Source organism: Mucilaginibacter dorajii (assembly GCF_024808255.1).
GTDB classification, from domain to species: Bacteria; Bacteroidota; Bacteroidia; order Sphingobacteriales; family Sphingobacteriaceae; genus Mucilaginibacter; species Mucilaginibacter dorajii.
This window is the reverse complement of sequence record NZ_JANTYS010000001.1, coordinates 362061-378700: the sequence shown is the minus strand read 5'-3', so window position 1 is coordinate 378700 and position 16640 is coordinate 362061. Positions and strand designations below refer to the sequence as shown.

11 protein-coding genes are annotated in these 16640 nt (G+C 44.7%); 5 read left to right on the top strand and 6 right to left on the bottom strand.

Translation table 11 applies throughout. The features are described from left to right. Positions 1–300: 300 nt before the first annotated feature. The 6 genes from FHS10_RS01220 to FHS10_RS01195 form a co-directional block, all read right to left on the bottom strand. Complete coding sequence (locus FHS10_RS01220) at positions 301–1950, bottom strand: hypothetical protein (protein WP_259086858.1); 1650 nt, start codon at positions 1948–1950, stop codon at positions 301–303. Next, positions 1913–2923, bottom strand: coding sequence for a caspase family protein (locus FHS10_RS01215; protein WP_259086857.1), 1011 nt, complete (start codon positions 2921–2923; stop codon positions 1913–1915). The genes FHS10_RS01220 and FHS10_RS01215 overlap by 38 nt, the downstream gene beginning before the upstream one ends. Before the next feature lie 5 nt (positions 2924–2928). Then, positions 2929–4401, bottom strand: coding sequence for a hypothetical protein (locus FHS10_RS01210; protein ID WP_259086855.1), 1473 nt, complete (start codon positions 4399–4401; stop codon positions 2929–2931). Positions 4402–4849: 448 nt separating this feature from the next. Continuing rightward, the gene (locus FHS10_RS01205) at positions 4850–5095 is read right to left on the bottom strand and encodes a hypothetical protein (RefSeq protein WP_259086854.1); all 246 of its coding nucleotides are present in this window, start codon (positions 5093–5095) and stop codon (positions 4850–4852) included. A 7-nt stretch (positions 5096–5102) separates the two neighbouring features. Next, positions 5103–5252, bottom strand: a complete 150-nt coding sequence (locus FHS10_RS01200; RefSeq protein WP_259086852.1) for a TetR/AcrR family transcriptional regulator — start codon at positions 5250–5252, stop codon at positions 5103–5105. Positions 5253–5712: 460 nt separating this feature from the next. Further along, positions 5713–6498 (bottom strand): NUDIX hydrolase, encoded by a 786-nt coding sequence (locus tag FHS10_RS01195; protein WP_259086851.1) that lies wholly within the window; start codon positions 6496–6498, stop codon positions 5713–5715. Positions 6499–6649: 151 nt separating this feature from the next. Between FHS10_RS01195 and FHS10_RS01190 the strand changes: the two genes are divergently transcribed. The 5 genes from FHS10_RS01190 (at position 6650) to FHS10_RS01170 (ending at position 16627) form a co-directional block, all read left to right on the top strand. Further along, on the top strand, positions 6650–9571 hold the full coding sequence (locus FHS10_RS01190) for a glycosyl hydrolase (protein ID WP_259086849.1): 2922 nt from the start codon (positions 6650–6652) through the stop codon (positions 9569–9571). A gap of 39 nt (positions 9572–9610) precedes the next feature. Then, positions 9611–10033 carry a hypothetical protein gene (locus tag FHS10_RS01185; protein WP_259086844.1) on the top strand — a complete coding sequence of 141 codons (423 nt, stop codon included), beginning with the start codon at positions 9611–9613 and terminating at the stop codon, positions 10031–10033. A gap of 11 nt (positions 10034–10044) precedes the next feature. Further along, entirely contained in the window at positions 10045–12360 is a 2316-nt protein-coding gene (locus FHS10_RS01180) for a beta-glucosidase (protein WP_259086843.1), read from the top strand. A gap of 67 nt (positions 12361–12427) precedes the next feature. Then, on the top strand, positions 12428–13453 hold the full coding sequence (locus FHS10_RS01175; RefSeq protein ID WP_259086840.1) for a GntR family transcriptional regulator: 1026 nt from the start codon (positions 12428–12430) through the stop codon (positions 13451–13453). A gap of 318 nt (positions 13454–13771) precedes the next feature. Continuing rightward, entirely contained in the window at positions 13772–16627 is a 2856-nt protein-coding gene (locus tag FHS10_RS01170) for a TonB-dependent receptor (protein ID WP_259086837.1), read from the top strand. Positions 16628–16640: the final 13 nt, after the last annotated feature.

Sequence of the window (16640 nt, the reverse complement as noted above, 5' to 3'; positions counted from 1 at the left end):
CAAATTTGATCGATAGTCTATTTAAAAGACGATAGATATCCTATTGAAGTAAGGGTGAAAGCGGCAATACGCTACACCATTGGCGATCATCATCATATCTGTCAACAATTGACAACAAGAAGCTACTGGCGGATTTCCATTTGGAAAGCCAGGGATATCTGAAGCTGCAATGTTTCAACATCCTATTGACCGAAAAGGAAAATAGCGGCGGCCTTGATGTTTCAGATGTAAGCGTATTAAAGGATGTTCAAGCCTATATTGACCTCTTGGGATGGTCCTGACCATGCGCCAATCGCCTGATCAGCCGGCGGTCGGCGGAAGGTAAGTTCCCGCCAACTGCGCGACTTTATCGAGGTTCTCCCCGCTGAAGGTCTGGGACAGCTCCGATTCCTGTTGCACGGACAGATAAGCCCTGATCTTGCCGCTTTCACGCGAAAGCTTTTGGGCCGTGTCCATCAGCATGTTTGGGGTGACCTGGAGCTGCGCAGCCAGCTGTGGCAGATTGACCATTTGTAACCCTTCGTTATTTTGTAAAGCATAAACGAGGCTGTTGGCGACCCATGAATTTAAAATGGCCGGTTTACGGGGTTTCCACGGCGCAACACTTTTCGCCGGGGCCGGATCGCCGGAACGTATCTCGTAGTCCGGATCTAAATTGCGGGCACTTTCCAACAATTGGTCTGACCTGCGGATGCGAACCGTTTCCCGTTCATATAGCTCTTTAGGCTTACCCAACGGTTTGTATGACGTCCATACCAGGTCGTGGAACAAATTCGCAATACACTTTTCGGCTATACTGCCTGGCAGTACGCTAGGGTAAAAACTACTGCTCTGCTGACGAAGCAGTAAGGAAAACCCAGGCGCAAACATAGCGGGAATACGCAATGTGCCGGGTATTCCTACAGGAGTATTGAAATGCTCAGCAGCCAGTGCATTAAGCGCCGTGATATCCGGAGTTTCCGCGCCGAGGAGCTGACTCAGGTTACGAACAACCGTCTGAAAGAATTGCTCCTGCCCGCTTCCCTGACTTTTGAAATAAGAATAGGCGGCAACCAGCCCGAGAAAGGGATTTTCAAATTTTCCGTCAGCCAGGTTAGCCAGCATACCCTGGGGCAGGTAGTAAATGCCGTTTGCGAATTTGCGCAATACCCCCTCCAGCAAGGTCAGTTCGTCCTGTATCCGGAGACCTAAACGCTCCCTATGGTCCAGTTTAGCCAATGAGAAGATCAGCGAAGTAAATACCGGCCCGTTGCGAAAAGTCATAAAGCCTTGCGTCTGCCATCCCTCGAAAACATAGATGGGCATTTCCCTCGCGTGCTGCCCCTGTTTTTCCTTCCATAGCTTTTCAGCTTTACGGCCTCCGTAGTATAAATAGTAAACACCTGGGCGCAGGCTGGCATGGAAACCGGTCCATCCCCACCTGACCAGCTCTTCCCGGACATCATTTTCTGTAAAATCACAAATGATGCGGCGATCAGCGTCCAGCAATTTAAAGTGATCGGTCAGCCTCTGTCCTGGTATGTGAAAATTACCGAATGTCGGTTCATCCGGGTATCGAAAAAAAAGGAACAAGGCACCGTTGCCCTGCCCTACAGGCAAGACCGTCGTAGGCTCGCGGCTAATAGCTTCAGCATCATTACTGTAATATTCATGCATCGTATTAAATCCCGTAGCCAGGGCCGCCGATGCCGTCTCGGGCGTGCGAATGTTTTCATGGCGGTCCTGGTCCAGTACGATGTATTGCTCCGTATAGGCTTCGTTCAGTTTGAGCGTTAATTTATACAAGCCTTTAGGGGCCTGACAATAAATTGTGACGTAGCTATCCGCCAGAACCTGCATACGTCCATCATAAAGTGTCAGGCGCGCAAATTCCGCCATAGGGCCGCTAGCGTAAGCGGAAAGCGTATAGCGCTCAGTTGGCGCTGAAACGGAAAGGGTTTGCGTTGCCATCGATCACAAAAAATTGTTTAACATTGGTTTGTGTATTCACTATACAGTAAATGCCGGGTAGCAGCGGTATTGGCCCTTCTTCTGCTCCTGCTGCGACTGTCCAGGCAGCGATTTGGTAAAGGTCCGGCCCCAGCAGGCGAAAATCCCCCGCCGTCGCAAAACTGACCGTCACAGGCACACCAGCTTTCGGCTGTGCACCGCAGATCACCAGTTCCTCCAAAGGCCTGCCGCCATCATTGATCACTGTCTGAATGATCTGGACCCGGTTATTTTCGCGCGCCAGTTCCTCGGTGCGCCTCCGGCAATAATCGATCAGACTTTTCGCCGTGACAGTATTGTTGTAATCAGCTGCTGCTCCCCCAAGTGCTTCTACCAACGAGCGGGAAAAAAAACCGCGCACCAGCGAATTATCGGCCCCGCCTACCGGCGCTTCACCCGCCGTATTCTCAAAGGGCGTCGCATAAACCACGACACTGGCCACTTCGCCACCACGGGGCCGTATAGCGTTGAGCCGGGTGTTGGACGGCACCACATTGATCTCCCGTGAGCGGCAGCAGTCCATAAAGAAATAAACCTCCGGGAACAGGGAAGATTCGACCAGGTAATTCAGGTATCCTTTAGAGGATAGCGCATAATTGCGTTGTATAGGGCTCCATTTGGGTAAACACAATCCGTTCATATCCCAGGTGACGCCCATGCCATGCCCTGCAAAAAAGAAATAAAAGCGCCGGAAAACGACATCCTGCCTTGCGACGATCAGTACGAGCGCATCATCGATGTCATCCTGTAAAGGACGTGCCGGATCACGGGTATTGGGAATCAGGTAGCAGTTACCTGCAGGCACATCTCCGCCCCGGGTATCCAGCAGCCAGTTGTGAAACTCATCCGCATCATTGATTGGTCCCTGTAAGGCAGGGAGGTTAAGGTATTCGTCAACCCCTATAATTATTGCAAAATCACCGGTATTGGGCATTTCCGTTAGTTCTCTAATAAATAAGCAATACTACCAATAGCCAGCACGGCGGGATCTGCGAATCCACCATGATGCTCCGCAATACACTGCAAGCCGGCAGCCGCTCCGCCCATTGTCTTCGCAAAGACGGTACGGTCGGTGCCACCAGCCATATATTCCAGGACAGCCTTGAGCGTATCATCCTGATCATAAGGCGTTGTTCCGCTGAGATAGCGCTGCATGCCCAAGATATAGGCATCATATTCATTCGGTTCGAGGATACCGGAAATAAGATACAGCAATGAATGCGTGTAAACATATTTCACACAGTAATCCAGGCACTCATAATGATCGTTCATAGTGAACATGCGAAAACGGCCTATGTTCGCACCGCTTTTGATCACCTTCTCATAAAAAAGATCGGAACGGCAGGCCGGGGCCAAAAAGACCGTATTCCGGATCTCTGCCCGGATACCTAACCGGTTAAATGCCTCTATAAAATGACAGATGACGATAGCACCGGCTGAATGGCCAACCAGATCGATCGTGACCTTTTCGTGTGTGGCGGCAAAGATTTTCAGCTGTTTTAAAAAATAGCCGCCCGCATGCTGTGCAAGCGGATCGGTAACGGTATTATCCGTTTCCCACATCGCTTCCGCTTTATTTTTCATATCGCTCCAGAGCCATGTGCCAAAATCAGCAAGATATACTTCCCGCAGAATCTCCTCTACGATGGTCGGATAGAAATCATGGTCACGTTTAGCGATAAATCGCTTAACAACCTTGAAAATGATGGTCACTGCAGCTTTGATCAGGCCCGCGATAGAGAGAATGCCACGGCTTCCCGCATCAGGGACATTGATGAGGTGATCCTTTTTGATCATGGCAAGCGAGTGGTCATCGAGCTGATCAAGAGGGTTGCTCTGAAAATAAGGATCGGCAAGCAGTTCCTGTTCCACGTCAACCTCGATCTCATCGCTCAACAGGCGATCGTTTCCGCTGATGACGTTTACAGAGCGGCTACCCGTTTGAACAACATAATCCTGAAAAGGCGCCTCGTTTTGCAATTCACGCTGAATATCATCATAGCTGAGCGTGCCCACGCCGCGGGAGCCGGCAATTGAGGGCAACTCGATACCGAGTTTGCTGCCGGCAACCTTGATCACCTTTTCCAGTATTTTTTTGAAGAAGGTTGTTCCCCAAATCGATCCCAGGTTCTGTTCAATCGTTTCGAAAAAACCCGTTTCCCATATGAAGGAAACCGGGTGCACCCTAGCGGCTACCAGTAAAGGGGTAACGGTTTCCGCGGTGTTCATACCGCTTTGCTCGTTGACCAGGCCGCCATGAAAATACAGCAAAATATGTTTTTGATTGTCGCCAAGCTGGCTGAAGATGGCGTCCACATCCTGCGGAGTCGTATCGTAAGCGGCAATACCGGATGGCTTGAAGGTCCCTCCGGGGCCGACATTAATGTAGTTAAGTTTTGAAAGTTCAGGCATTTAGTGTTTCGTTTTAGGTTAATCGAATTTATTGAAAATAAATAAACTTTCAAAAAAAATCTGCTGGTCATAAACAGCATTAAAACACTCATCAGCAGCTCCTCACCATGAGGTGGCTGATGTTCGGAAATGGGCTCCTGCCACAGCATCAAGGACTAGAGCAGCCGGTTTGGCTTGTTGTTCGCGGGTAAAGTAAGCAAACTATAAAAATTGCTTTTGTAATAGCTGCTCCCAATGGTTTATACCTGTTTATTCAGTATGTTCGTACGCCCATTCAATAATTTGTTGAATAGCTTTTAATAATGCGACCTGCCCTTCAACTGATCTGACATCTATTCCGCAGATAATGCTGCCATTGTGAACGGTATGAATATTAGCATAATATATACCGCTTAATAATAAAACAATAATGGGCGTGATTTTTACTATAGTCCCCTTGAATTGCTGCTCAGCTAATATCAGCCAACATTTCCCTGGTATGATGAATACTCTTCATTAACTCACTATCACCGGAGAGCTCCCATAAGATCAGATGTTGCATCTCTGTTTCTGATAAGAGGTATTCCCACTGTTTTTGTAAAACATCGATAATAAGTTCCTTGCTGGTATCGTGCTTATTCTTGCCAACTTCTTGGTTAATTTTTTCAAAAAAAGTTAGCCAATAATCTGTTTGCACAATATACTCTTCAATCAACTTCTTTTTATTTCTGCCAAAATACTGATACCAGTGCCCTATCTACACCAGCTTCCCGGGCAATACGGGTGTAATACAGGCCAGCCGGTCCTTCAGTTCTGAAAATTTTACCTACCGCATTAATGATTTTTTGTTTGCTGTCGTCTTTATTTTTCATTCCCTCGCTCCGCTATTTGACCGTTTATTCCGAATCACGAAAAAGTGCAGCCATTTAAACACTCAAGTGACTTTTGAGGAAATTGTGGTTCAATCTGACCTTAAAAAAGCATTTATTTCTCCAAAATATTTATAAAAATTATTGGCCCGTGTTCCGGTAATTGCAAAAAAATCGATTTGGACCGTTTTAATTCCTATTTGACTTATGGCCTCAACGCCACGCTGTATTCTGTCTCCCCTCTACTCCAATCATTAAGTCAGCAAATCATCCGGCCGATCCAACCGTTAATACAGAAAAACCTTTTTGTAAATTTTACGTAAAGGTAAAAATATAATCGCTTTACTTAAGATTTACATAAACCGAAATATATGGTAAGTGTCTTCAACAACCCATTATCATATAAATTGACAAACAAAATTCAGCTGGCATGTCATAAGAAATTGCAGCATGATAAAAACCTTTAAACCACCAACACCATCATTTCCTTCAATGCGTTTTCATATTTGTCCTTATCAAACATATAAAGAAACGGGTAACGATGTCCTTTCATCTTTTTTTGTTCCCCAAGTTTTATAATGATCCCTGTAGTGAGCAGCTTCTTAGTGAAATTCCGGCTGTCCAGTTTTCTATCTAAAATGGTCTCATACAATGCATGTATATCCTGTAAGGTAAATTTCTCGGGCAGTAATTCATAGCCGATCGGATGATGATAAATATGCACCCTTAACGTTTTCAGGGCTTCCTTAATCATTTCCAAATGATCAAAAACCATTTCGGGTAATTCGGACACCGGCCACCATTCACATTCCTCCATGTAGAAATCGCCATTGGGTTTAACCCTTGAAAATTCGGTTAAAGTATAAAAACCCACAGAAACGAAATAGTCAAACATCCAAAAGTCAGCCGGAACTTTAAACCCGCTTACTTTGGAAAGCAGCTCCGGTGTAAAGTCTTCGTCCTCCGTTCTCCGCGGCGTACCAAAGGACCTGAACTGCTCGAGATATAGTTCAGTCAGGCCTGTCCTGGCTTCGGCTATTCTTCGGGCAGCTTCACCGATGGTTTCTGTTCTTTTGATATACCCTCCCGGTAACTGCCATTTGGCCATACCCTGAGGACGCTGGAGTAAAACTTTCAATTCTTTCTCATGATATCCGAAAATCACGTTATCAACGGACACATTATGCAGGTAATGTAAATGCCCATCGATTAGGGGGTTAATCGTTTCGCTATTTTCCTTTTTATCCATAATACAAAAGAAAAAAAACTTTGCGTAAAATATACGTAATGTTAAAAATATAATTAGCTTTGCGTAAGATTTACGTAAAGCTAATTTACCGTAACTATCTTCTATAACCGATTATCAATTAACCCAACAGGATACACCTGGTATTAACGAGATGAAAAGACTAAATGGTTCCATTGTGTATGTCATACTTTTTGGCATTACCGTATGTATTTTTTTATTATCCGCTGCTTTTCAGGTACCTTTTAAAATCGCTAAGGCTACCGCATTAAAATCGGGAGACTTTGATCCTTCATTATTTAAACACCCGCCTCTTAAATATGCTCCTTTTACCAGGTGGTGGTGGCCCGGGAATGACGTTACCAAAGAAGAATTAACAAGAGAAGTTGATTTATTGGCAGATCATCATTTTGGAGGGGTAGAAATTCAGCCTTTTGCGCTTATAATCCCGGTTAAAGGTGGCAAAGCACAGCAGGATCGTATTACCGGCTATGATAGCCCCGAATATTATGATAACCTGAGAACCGTATTAGACGAAGCCATTAAAAAAGGACTTACGGTAGATCTTACCGATGGCAGCGGCTGGCCTGCAGGCGGCCCGCATCTGACGGAAGAAGACAATAACCTTACCCTGGAATTTGGAACCGCAAATTTAACGGGGGGCAAAGCTGTCAGTGTAGCTATTCCACGTCCGGTGAGAGGAGATAGGCCGACAGCAAGATTACAGGTCGTTATGGCTGCGAAGACATTAAAAGACAATGCGGACCAACCCAAAGAAAGCCTCTACCTCGATTCTTTATCAGCGATTGATCTTACCGCTTTTGTTCAGGACAATAAATTAAACTGGGATGCCCCGGCCGGAAACTGGAAAGTTGTTGCTTTTTGGGGGATTCCGGACGGAGAAAAGCCAAGCATCATTGCAAAAAAAGATGCAGGATATGTGATGAACCATTGGGACTCAACCAAAGTACTTAAAAACTACGATTACCTGTTTGGCGACCGGACAGGACTGGCATCTTATTTCGGGCGTCCGCTCCGGGCCATATTTGACGACAGCTATGAATTCAGGGCCAACCGTAATTATTCATGGGACTTCCTGAATTACTTTAAGGAAAAACGGGGATACGATGCCCGGAAATGGCTGGGTGCCAATATGCAGCTGGGCTATAATAATATGTATGCCCGGATGAGTGCGCCAGACGCACCGTTTGACATCGTTTTTTCGGATGAAGACTGGCGGCTCCGGTATGACTATGACCTTACGCTGAGTGAACTGCTGGGAAAAAATTTCTTAGATGCCAGCAGGCACTGGACAGAAAGCAGGGGGTTACTGCACCGGACGCAAACCTACGGGTTTAATATGGACATGATCGCATCGGCAGGCCTTGCTTCTATACCGGAAACAGAAACCATGATGGAGGGTTCAGGTTCCGAAGGGGCGATGAAATTAATCACCTCGGGTGCACACCTGTATAATAAACCGGTTACGTCTGCTGAAAGCGCTGTATTCATCAATCGGGCCTTTATGACCACGCCGCAAAAATTACGCATGGTTGCCGACAAATTATTCGCAGTGGGCGTTAACCAAATGATCTTTCACGGAACCAGCTATACCTATCACCCTGAAGGTTATGTTAAGGAAGGCTGGTATCCCTGGACCAACAACGTGATAACCGGTATCAACTTTTCTTCAAACATCAGCGAAAGTGATCCGTTCTGGAAATATCAAACCGACATCAACCAATATATAGCCCGGACGCAATACGCACTCAGAACCGGGAAGCCGCACGCTGATGTACTGATCTATTATCCTTTTCTGAATTTTGATGATGGTGCTGTCAATCCCGAAGAGATTTTAACAGAAGGGTATCTAAAAGGGATTGAGCCAACACTGCCGGTAGCCCCTACAAAGATCAACAAACGTACACCGCAGCAGATCTGGTACGAAAAAGTGAGCAAGCTCACCAACAAACTGGAAGCATCCGGTGTATCGTGGGAATGGGTCAACGATGCTTCCATTCAGGAGGCTGAATTGAACGCCAACAAGCAAATTGAGATCAGAGGCAATGTTTACCAAACCCTTTTACTTGCTGACGCCCCTTTTATTCAGCTTAAAAGTGCAGCACAGATTAATGCATTGAGTAAAAAAGGCATGAAATTGCTTACTGTTGGGACCTTGCCTGAAAAGCAGCCCGGCTTCCTAAATTTCCGGGAAAACGACAAGACCACAAAAGTTTTAATCGCCGAAGCAGCCAATACTAAAAATAGCCTGCATGTCGATTCTTCGGACGGATTTAACAAGGCAATTTCTGGATTATCAATGAAGGTAAAATATGCCAGACCTTACGATTTTGTCCGCACTCATCAGCGCGACATGACTGACGGAAGCCGGATCCAGTTTATCTGGAACAAAAGCGACCGCTGGCAAAAAATTTCTATTGATCTTGATCCGTCTTTTACAGACAGCTATTGGTTAAATGCCGAGGACGGGAGTATCACACAAAATCACTCGCGTCAAATTTCATACATGCTGCCCCCCTATTGTTCAAGGCTATTATACGCCAATACGAAAAAGGTGATATCAAAAGGCCTCCTCTCGACCCCGAAAACAATGGAGGTAAGCACCAGTCCCATTTTAACAGTAAACAATTGGAATATCAATGCAGATTCGGTGACTGTAAGTCATAGTGAACTGTTTGACTGGAAAGACAACTCCCAATTTAAGTTCCAGGGGACCAAAGGAGTTTATACCAGCAGTTTCAAATTAAATAAACAAAACGGGACAAAATATTATATCGACCTGGGCAAGGTCTATTTTACCGCAGATATGAGGATAAATGGGAAAGCTGCAGGATCATTATTATATGCGCCCTACCGGATGGATATCACGTCATTTATCGTTCAGGGTGAAAACCATATCGTAATCACGGTTACCACTACTCAATTGAACCATTTCATAGGATTAGCCACCAGTGGTGATAAATTCTACAAGCAATTTAAAGGACAGGAAAATCGCCTGATGTCAGCCGGCTTAGCCGGTCCGGTTACCATTTACAGTGTTCTCAACCATAAATAAAAATCAATTCAAACAATAAAACAATTTAAATTAAAAATCATGAAAAAGCTAAGTATGATCCTGTCTGTTGCATTTGCAATGTTTGTTTTCGCCGGCAATGTTAACGCACAAACCAGCACACCGGCACCAACACCTGCAACCGCAGCGCCTGCAACAACCCATGCGACACCCGATTTTTTCGTCGGCAAATGGAAAAGCATGATAAAAGGAATTCCACAGGGCGATACGGAAACGACCTTTGTATTTGAAAAAATTGATGGAAAACTAACAGGTTCTATGATTGATCCTAAAGAAAACAAGACTACAAAATTTGATACAGTTACCGTAAAAGATGGCGTATTAACCACCACGTTTACGGCCCAGGGCTTTGAAGTTAGCCTTTCTTTGAAAAAACAGGATGATGACAATTTTAAGGGCTCCATGATGGAACAGTTTGATGTTACAGGTTCCCGTATAAAATAACCCCGCCAATTATGAAGTATCTTCCACTTTGTTTTTTCCTGTTTTTATCAAACCTTTTAAGCGCACAGGTCAGGGACGCAAGCAAACTTCCACAATTAGGAAAAGCCCCGCTGGAAAAGGTTATTGATGCCATGACGCTGGAAGAAAAAGCCAGGCTGGTAACCGGGCTTGGATTTAATTCTACCTTTAACCATGAGCCTGTAGCCGGACGGACTGAAGTTAAAGTCATTGGCGCAGCCGGGGCTACCTTTGGTATTCCCCGGTTAAATATCCCGACAACTATTTTAGCTGATGGCCCTGCCGGTGTCAGGATAGATCCTATCAGATACAAGGACAGTTCCAAAACCTATTATGCAACGGCTTTTCCGGTAGCAACGTTGTTAGCGTCATCCTGGGATACGGCATTGGTCAGAAAGGTTGGCGTTGCTTTTGGTAACGAAGTGCGGGAATATGGTATTGACATCATCCTTGCCCCCGCTCTTAATATCCATCGCAACCCGCTTGGCGGCAGAAATTTCGAATATTACTCGGAAGATCCTGTGGTTGCAGGACGTATGGCAGCAGCAATGATCAAGGGGATTCAATCCAATGGTGTAGGCACCTCCATCAAACATTTCGCCGCCAATAACCAGGAGGTCAACAGGAACAATATCAACGCGATCCTAAGTGAAAGAGCATTAAGAGAAATTTACCTCAGGGGTTTTGAAATTGCTATCCAGGATGCCCATCCATGGACTGTGATGAGCTCTTACAATAAGATTAACGGAACCTATACATCCGAAAGTCACGACCTGTTAACTACAATTCTTAGAAATGAGTGGCATTATCAGGGTTATGTAATGACCGATTGGTTCGGAGGGAAAGATCCGATCGCGCAAATGAACGCCGGAAATGATTTGCTAATGCCCGGAACACCGCGCCAGGTGACTGCTATTACAGATGCAGTTAACAACGGCTCGCTTAAAATGGCGATCCTGGATAAAAATGTAAAAAACATACTAAGCATCATCCTGAAAACCCCGGCGTTCAAACATTATAACTTCTCGAATACGCCGGACCTGAAAATGCATGCGCTTATATCCCGCCAGGCAGCTGAAGAAAGTATGGTTTTGCTCAAAAATGATACTCAAACACTGCCATTAAAGTCCGGTACTTCGGTGGCCCTTTTCGGCAGTAATTCCTATTCGCTGATCGCGGGCGGCACGGGGAGTGGTGCTGTCAATAAACCATACATCGTATCTATAGAAAAGGGACTTCGTGATGCAGGCTTTATTATGAATAAAACACTATCCGACCTGTACACCAAACATATGGCTGATTATCAGGTTAACCACCCGGTATCCAAAAACGTTCTGGCACAAATTAAGCCAATTGATGAAATCGGCTTAACCGATGATGCAATTCAGGATCTGGCGGCCAGGGAGGATATAGCGGCAATCACTATCGGAAGGAATGCGGGAGAAGGCAGAGACAGAAAACTCGACGAAGACTTTAAGCTACAGGACGTGGAAATGGATCTGTTGAAAAGAGTCTCATCGGCATTTCATGCAAAAGGTAAAAAAGTGGTCGTGGTCCTTAATATTGATAACGTCATTGAAACAACAAGCTGGCAGCGGTATACAGACGCTATTTTGCTTGCCTGGCAGCCGGGTATGGAAGGCGGTCATGCTATTGCCAATATTGTCAGCGGACAGGTAAACCCTTCTGGTAAACTTGCCACGACATTCCCCTTAACCTATAATGATGAACCCTCATCAAAAAACTTCCCCGGTACCCCAGTGGAAAAACCATTGAACGTAACCTATGAAGAAGGTATTTATGTCGGTTATCGTTATTTCGATACGTTTAATGTTAAAACCGCCTATGAATTTGGTTACGGGTTATCCTATACGTCTTTCAGGTACGGTGCAGTTAAGCTAAGCTCTTCTACGTTTCAGCATCGTATCACAGTCAGGCTACCCATTACGAACACCGGAAAAGTCGCCGGCAAGGAAATCGTGCAAATGTATATCAGTGCCCCGGTTAATCAACTGGACAAACCCAAACAGGAACTTAAAGGTTTTGCCAAAACCAGGTTGCTTCAACCGGGAGAAACACAGATCATTTCATTTACCATTGATGCGGGCCAGCTATGTTCTTTCAATAGTAACAGTTCATCCTGGATAGCTGACGCCGGCCGGTATCAGGTAAAAATTGGCGCGTCGAGTATTGATCACCGGCAGGTAGCTGCATTTACTTTACCCAGGGATATCACTGTAACCAGAACAGCCAAGGTGTTAGCTCCTCAAATTTCCATATCAGAAATAAAAAATAATAATACCCATTGATGGAGAGGTCCCTTTAACAGATCATTCCTGAATTTAATGATTGATAACCTCGTTTATATTTTTTGAGATGAAAAACTATTTAAAGCTTGTCGAAATAAATGAGAATTCCATTACACCTAAATATGTACAGGTTATCAATTCAATTTTAAGAGGAGTTGAAAGTGGAAAAATCGTAAAAAATGACATATTACCTTCGGTTTATGATTTCAGCATTGCCCTGGAAACATCACGGAACACCATTGAACGCGCATATAAAGAGCTGAAGAAGCTAAATGTGGTTAACTCGGTCACAGGAAAAGGCTATTTTATCTCGGATACCAATTTCAATCAACCCATTAAAGTCTTGCTGCTCTTTAACAAATTAAGCAGCCATAAGAAGATCATATATGATGCTTTTGCAGCCACTTTAGGGAACAATGCCGCAATCGATTTTTATATCTATAACAATGATTTTGGCTTTTTCAAAAAGCTTGTTCTTGAAAAAATAGACAGCTATTCAAAGTTTGTTGTGATACCTCATTTTATCGATTATCCGGATTCAGATTATACCGTGATCAATACAATTCCAAAAGAGAAATTAATTCTGATGGATAAAATTGACTCCGGTGTAACAGGTGATTTCGGGGCTGTTTACGAAGATTTTGAAAATGATATTTACGGCGCCCTGAAACAATTGCTTGATAAATTAAGCAAGTACCAAACCATTAAAATACTGTTCCCGGAACAATCTTACTATTCGAAGGGCATCTTAACCGGCTTTCTTAACTTTTGCTCACAGTACACCTTTGATTACGAAGTCCTGCCTTCGCTCGTGAATGAAACCATCAAACCCGGTACGGTTTATATCAACCTGATGGAAGACCATCTCGTCGAATTACTGGAAAAAATAATGTTAGACGGATTGAGTGTAGGCACCGACGTAGGCGTAATTTCCTATAATGAAACGCCTTTAAAAAAGATACTGCTAAACGGTATAACAACAATTTCTACAGATTTCAAAATGATGGGAGAAAAAGCCGCCGAGATGGTATTAACTAATTCAACACAACACATTGCGATCCCATTTGGTGTGACCATGCGAAATTCATTATAAAAGCCCGATACTTTTATTAATGAAGGGAATCTTACCCTTCCCATGTCTGACAGGAATAAATTACCGATACTATGCGACCTATTCAAATTCTCATAACGCACTTAATATAAGAACATTAAATAACAACATATCTTTTTTTCAAAGCCATGTAGGTTGAGGCAGGAAGGGGCAGGTTGAGGCAGGTTATTCCACCTGACATAGCTACATTCGGTCTAACGTTGAGCATAATCACAATAGCTCCGGACATAACCAATTAACCCAATATCAACCCATTACAGAGCATTAAAAATTTGCTTAATTATTTAAAACGCTTTTATTATGAGAAAAATTTACAAACTTATTTTTCGAAACCGGGTACCTGTCATGCTGGTCATACTGGTTTCATTCATCACTTTACATTCATTTGCACAGTCGGCCAGGATTTCCGGCATAGTAAAGGATGAAAAAGGCGGAACCCTTCCCGGGGTAACCGTTTTGCTTAAAGGCACATCTACTGCTGTGAGCACAGATCAGGGAGGGAAATTCATCATTTCCGCGCCTTTAAACGGTACACTACTTTTCCGTTTTGTCGGATTCACCAATAAAGAGGTCGCTATAAATGGCAGAAATAATTTGACGATCTCCTTACAACCCGAATCAAGCAACCTAAGTGAAGTTGTGGTAACCGGTGTTTTTGATAAACGAAAGGCCATAAATGCATCAATCGCTATTTCGTCGCTGAGTGCTGTCCAGATATCAAAACAGGCCCCGGTAAGTGCGGCCGACCTGCTGAAGAGTATACCTGGTGTTTATGTCAACTCTTCGCTCGGTGAGATTAGAAATACGGTTTATTCACGCGGTGTTTCGGTTGGTTCAAACGACGGCGCTTCCGGATATTATTATGTTTCCATGCAGGAAGACGGTTTGCCGGTTACCAATGCTACATTTAATAATTATGGTCCCGATTATTTTTACAGGCCCGACGCGACACTGGATAAACTGGAAGCCGTACGCGGAGGTACAGCTTCTATCCTGGGCAATAATGCGCCCGGCGGTATATTTAACTATATTTCAAAACAGGGCGGGGAAAAATTTGAAGGAGAAGCACGGGTGAAATTAGGTCTTGAAGGCAATGGCTCCAATCCTTACTACCGGGGCGACCTGGATTTTGGCGGACCATTGAGCAAAGATGGGAGCTTAACTTACAATATTGGTGGATTTTACAGGTACAGTACCGGTGCTAAAGATCCCGGATACGCCCTCAATAAAGGCGGCCAGGTGAAAGGTAATGTGGTCAAGAAATACAGGACCGGCTCCATTAAGATCTATGGAAAGTATCTGAACGATCATAACGGTTGGTTCGAATTTACACCAACGGTTAGTTTTACCAACCCCAAGCCTGCCGCGGGCTTCTCCCCTACATCCTCCGTACTCGTGCCTGGTGTATCACAGGTGTTTCCGTTAAACGACAATGGTTTTGACACATTCAATACCAAGAGCCTGGTGCATTCAACGGATCGTGCCATTGGCGCTAACTGGACCCAACGCATTGACACCTCGTTAACCTTTAATAATGCGGTCAGATATTCCAGCAAGGAAGGCAAGTGGAACGCCACAGGTGTAGTTTATCCGCTCGCCTTAAATGATTTTGTTACCGCATCTATTTTAGGGTACATCGGCAGACCGGGAACAACCCATTTGACCAACGCCAGAACAGGTGCCCCACTGGCCACAATCTTTTCCCAAAGCGGCTATGATTACACGGTGACCAGCAATAATCTCCCTGGAACAGCGATTGCTCCGACCTCCGTTTTTTTTGAACCTCTCCTATTTACCGATAATAAAGTAAAAGAACTGATCGATCAGTTTTCTTTTTCCAAGAGGTTGAAAGATATGAGCTTTACTCTGGGTGGTTTTTATGGATACAGCAATGTCAATCAATCAACGGGAGCGGCCGCTATCGGTGTGGGCACCATTCAGAACCACCCGGATTTAGTAAACGTAACGCTGACCGATCCTACCGGTAAAGTTTACCAGATGACCAATGCAAATGGATTAGGGGGAATCGGAGGGTCTGGATTAACGATCAGCCAGGCCACCCAGAATCAGCTTGCGTTCTTTTTTGGTCATAACTGGCAGATCAATCGCCGCCTGAACCTGGATTATGGGATCAGGTATGAATCGATGAACATTAAAGGTTCCGTAAGGCCCAACCAGGCAAATCCCAAAAGTTCAGACCCTACCTATGGCGGAGCGGACGGAAATCCTTTAACCGTTTACGACAACGCAGGCGGAACCGCAGGAGCCCCACTCCCATTTAATAAAACCGTAAGAACCTTTTCCTACTCAGCAGGACTTAATTATAAAATCGATGAGAAAACTTCCGTTTACGGGCGTTTTTCTGAAGGCAACAAGGCCCCGGATCTAAGCACTTATTTTGCCGCCAACACCGCGTTTGCCAACAGCATGCTTAATCCCCAGGCGCAGAAAGTTGACCAGGCAGAAATGGGCTTTAAATTTCGCGACAAAAATCTTACGTTATTTGTAACGCCATTCTACAGCGTCCTGAGTCATGTACCCAATGTTCAGACATTTACACTGGCCGATGGTCTTACTTCCTACTCACCTCCTGTCCTGTATGAAAAGATACGTACAATTGGCGTCGAGCTGGAAGCGAATGTCTATTTAAGTCCCAACTGGAGTGTTCGTGGTACAGGTACGCTTCAAAGCTCCAAGGCGGTTGATTATAAAGTGTGGATCGCTAACAACAACGGACCGGCTGACGACGCTATTATGGATTATTCAGGAAATAAAACGGATAATAGCGCCAACCTCATCCTGAACATCACGCCTACTTATGACATCGGCAAATTTTATTCATTCATTACCTGGTCTTACCTCGGCGCGCGGCAGGCGAATGCGGCAAACGCTTTTGAGCTGCCTGGTTTCAGTCAGTTCAATTTCGGATCCGGGTATCATGTGACCAAGGCATTACAGCTGAGCTTTAACATTAATAATATTCTGAACAAATACGGTGTAATGAGCTGGTCCAGACCCGGAACATTCTTAACCGCACTGGACAGGCAGGGTTATACCAAAGCCCAATATGAAGCTGATGTAAAAAACAACACTCCTTATTCAACTATTGCAATTCCACCAAGGGCTTATTTTTTAACATTAGCCTATAAATTTTAGCACTGGCCGTTCC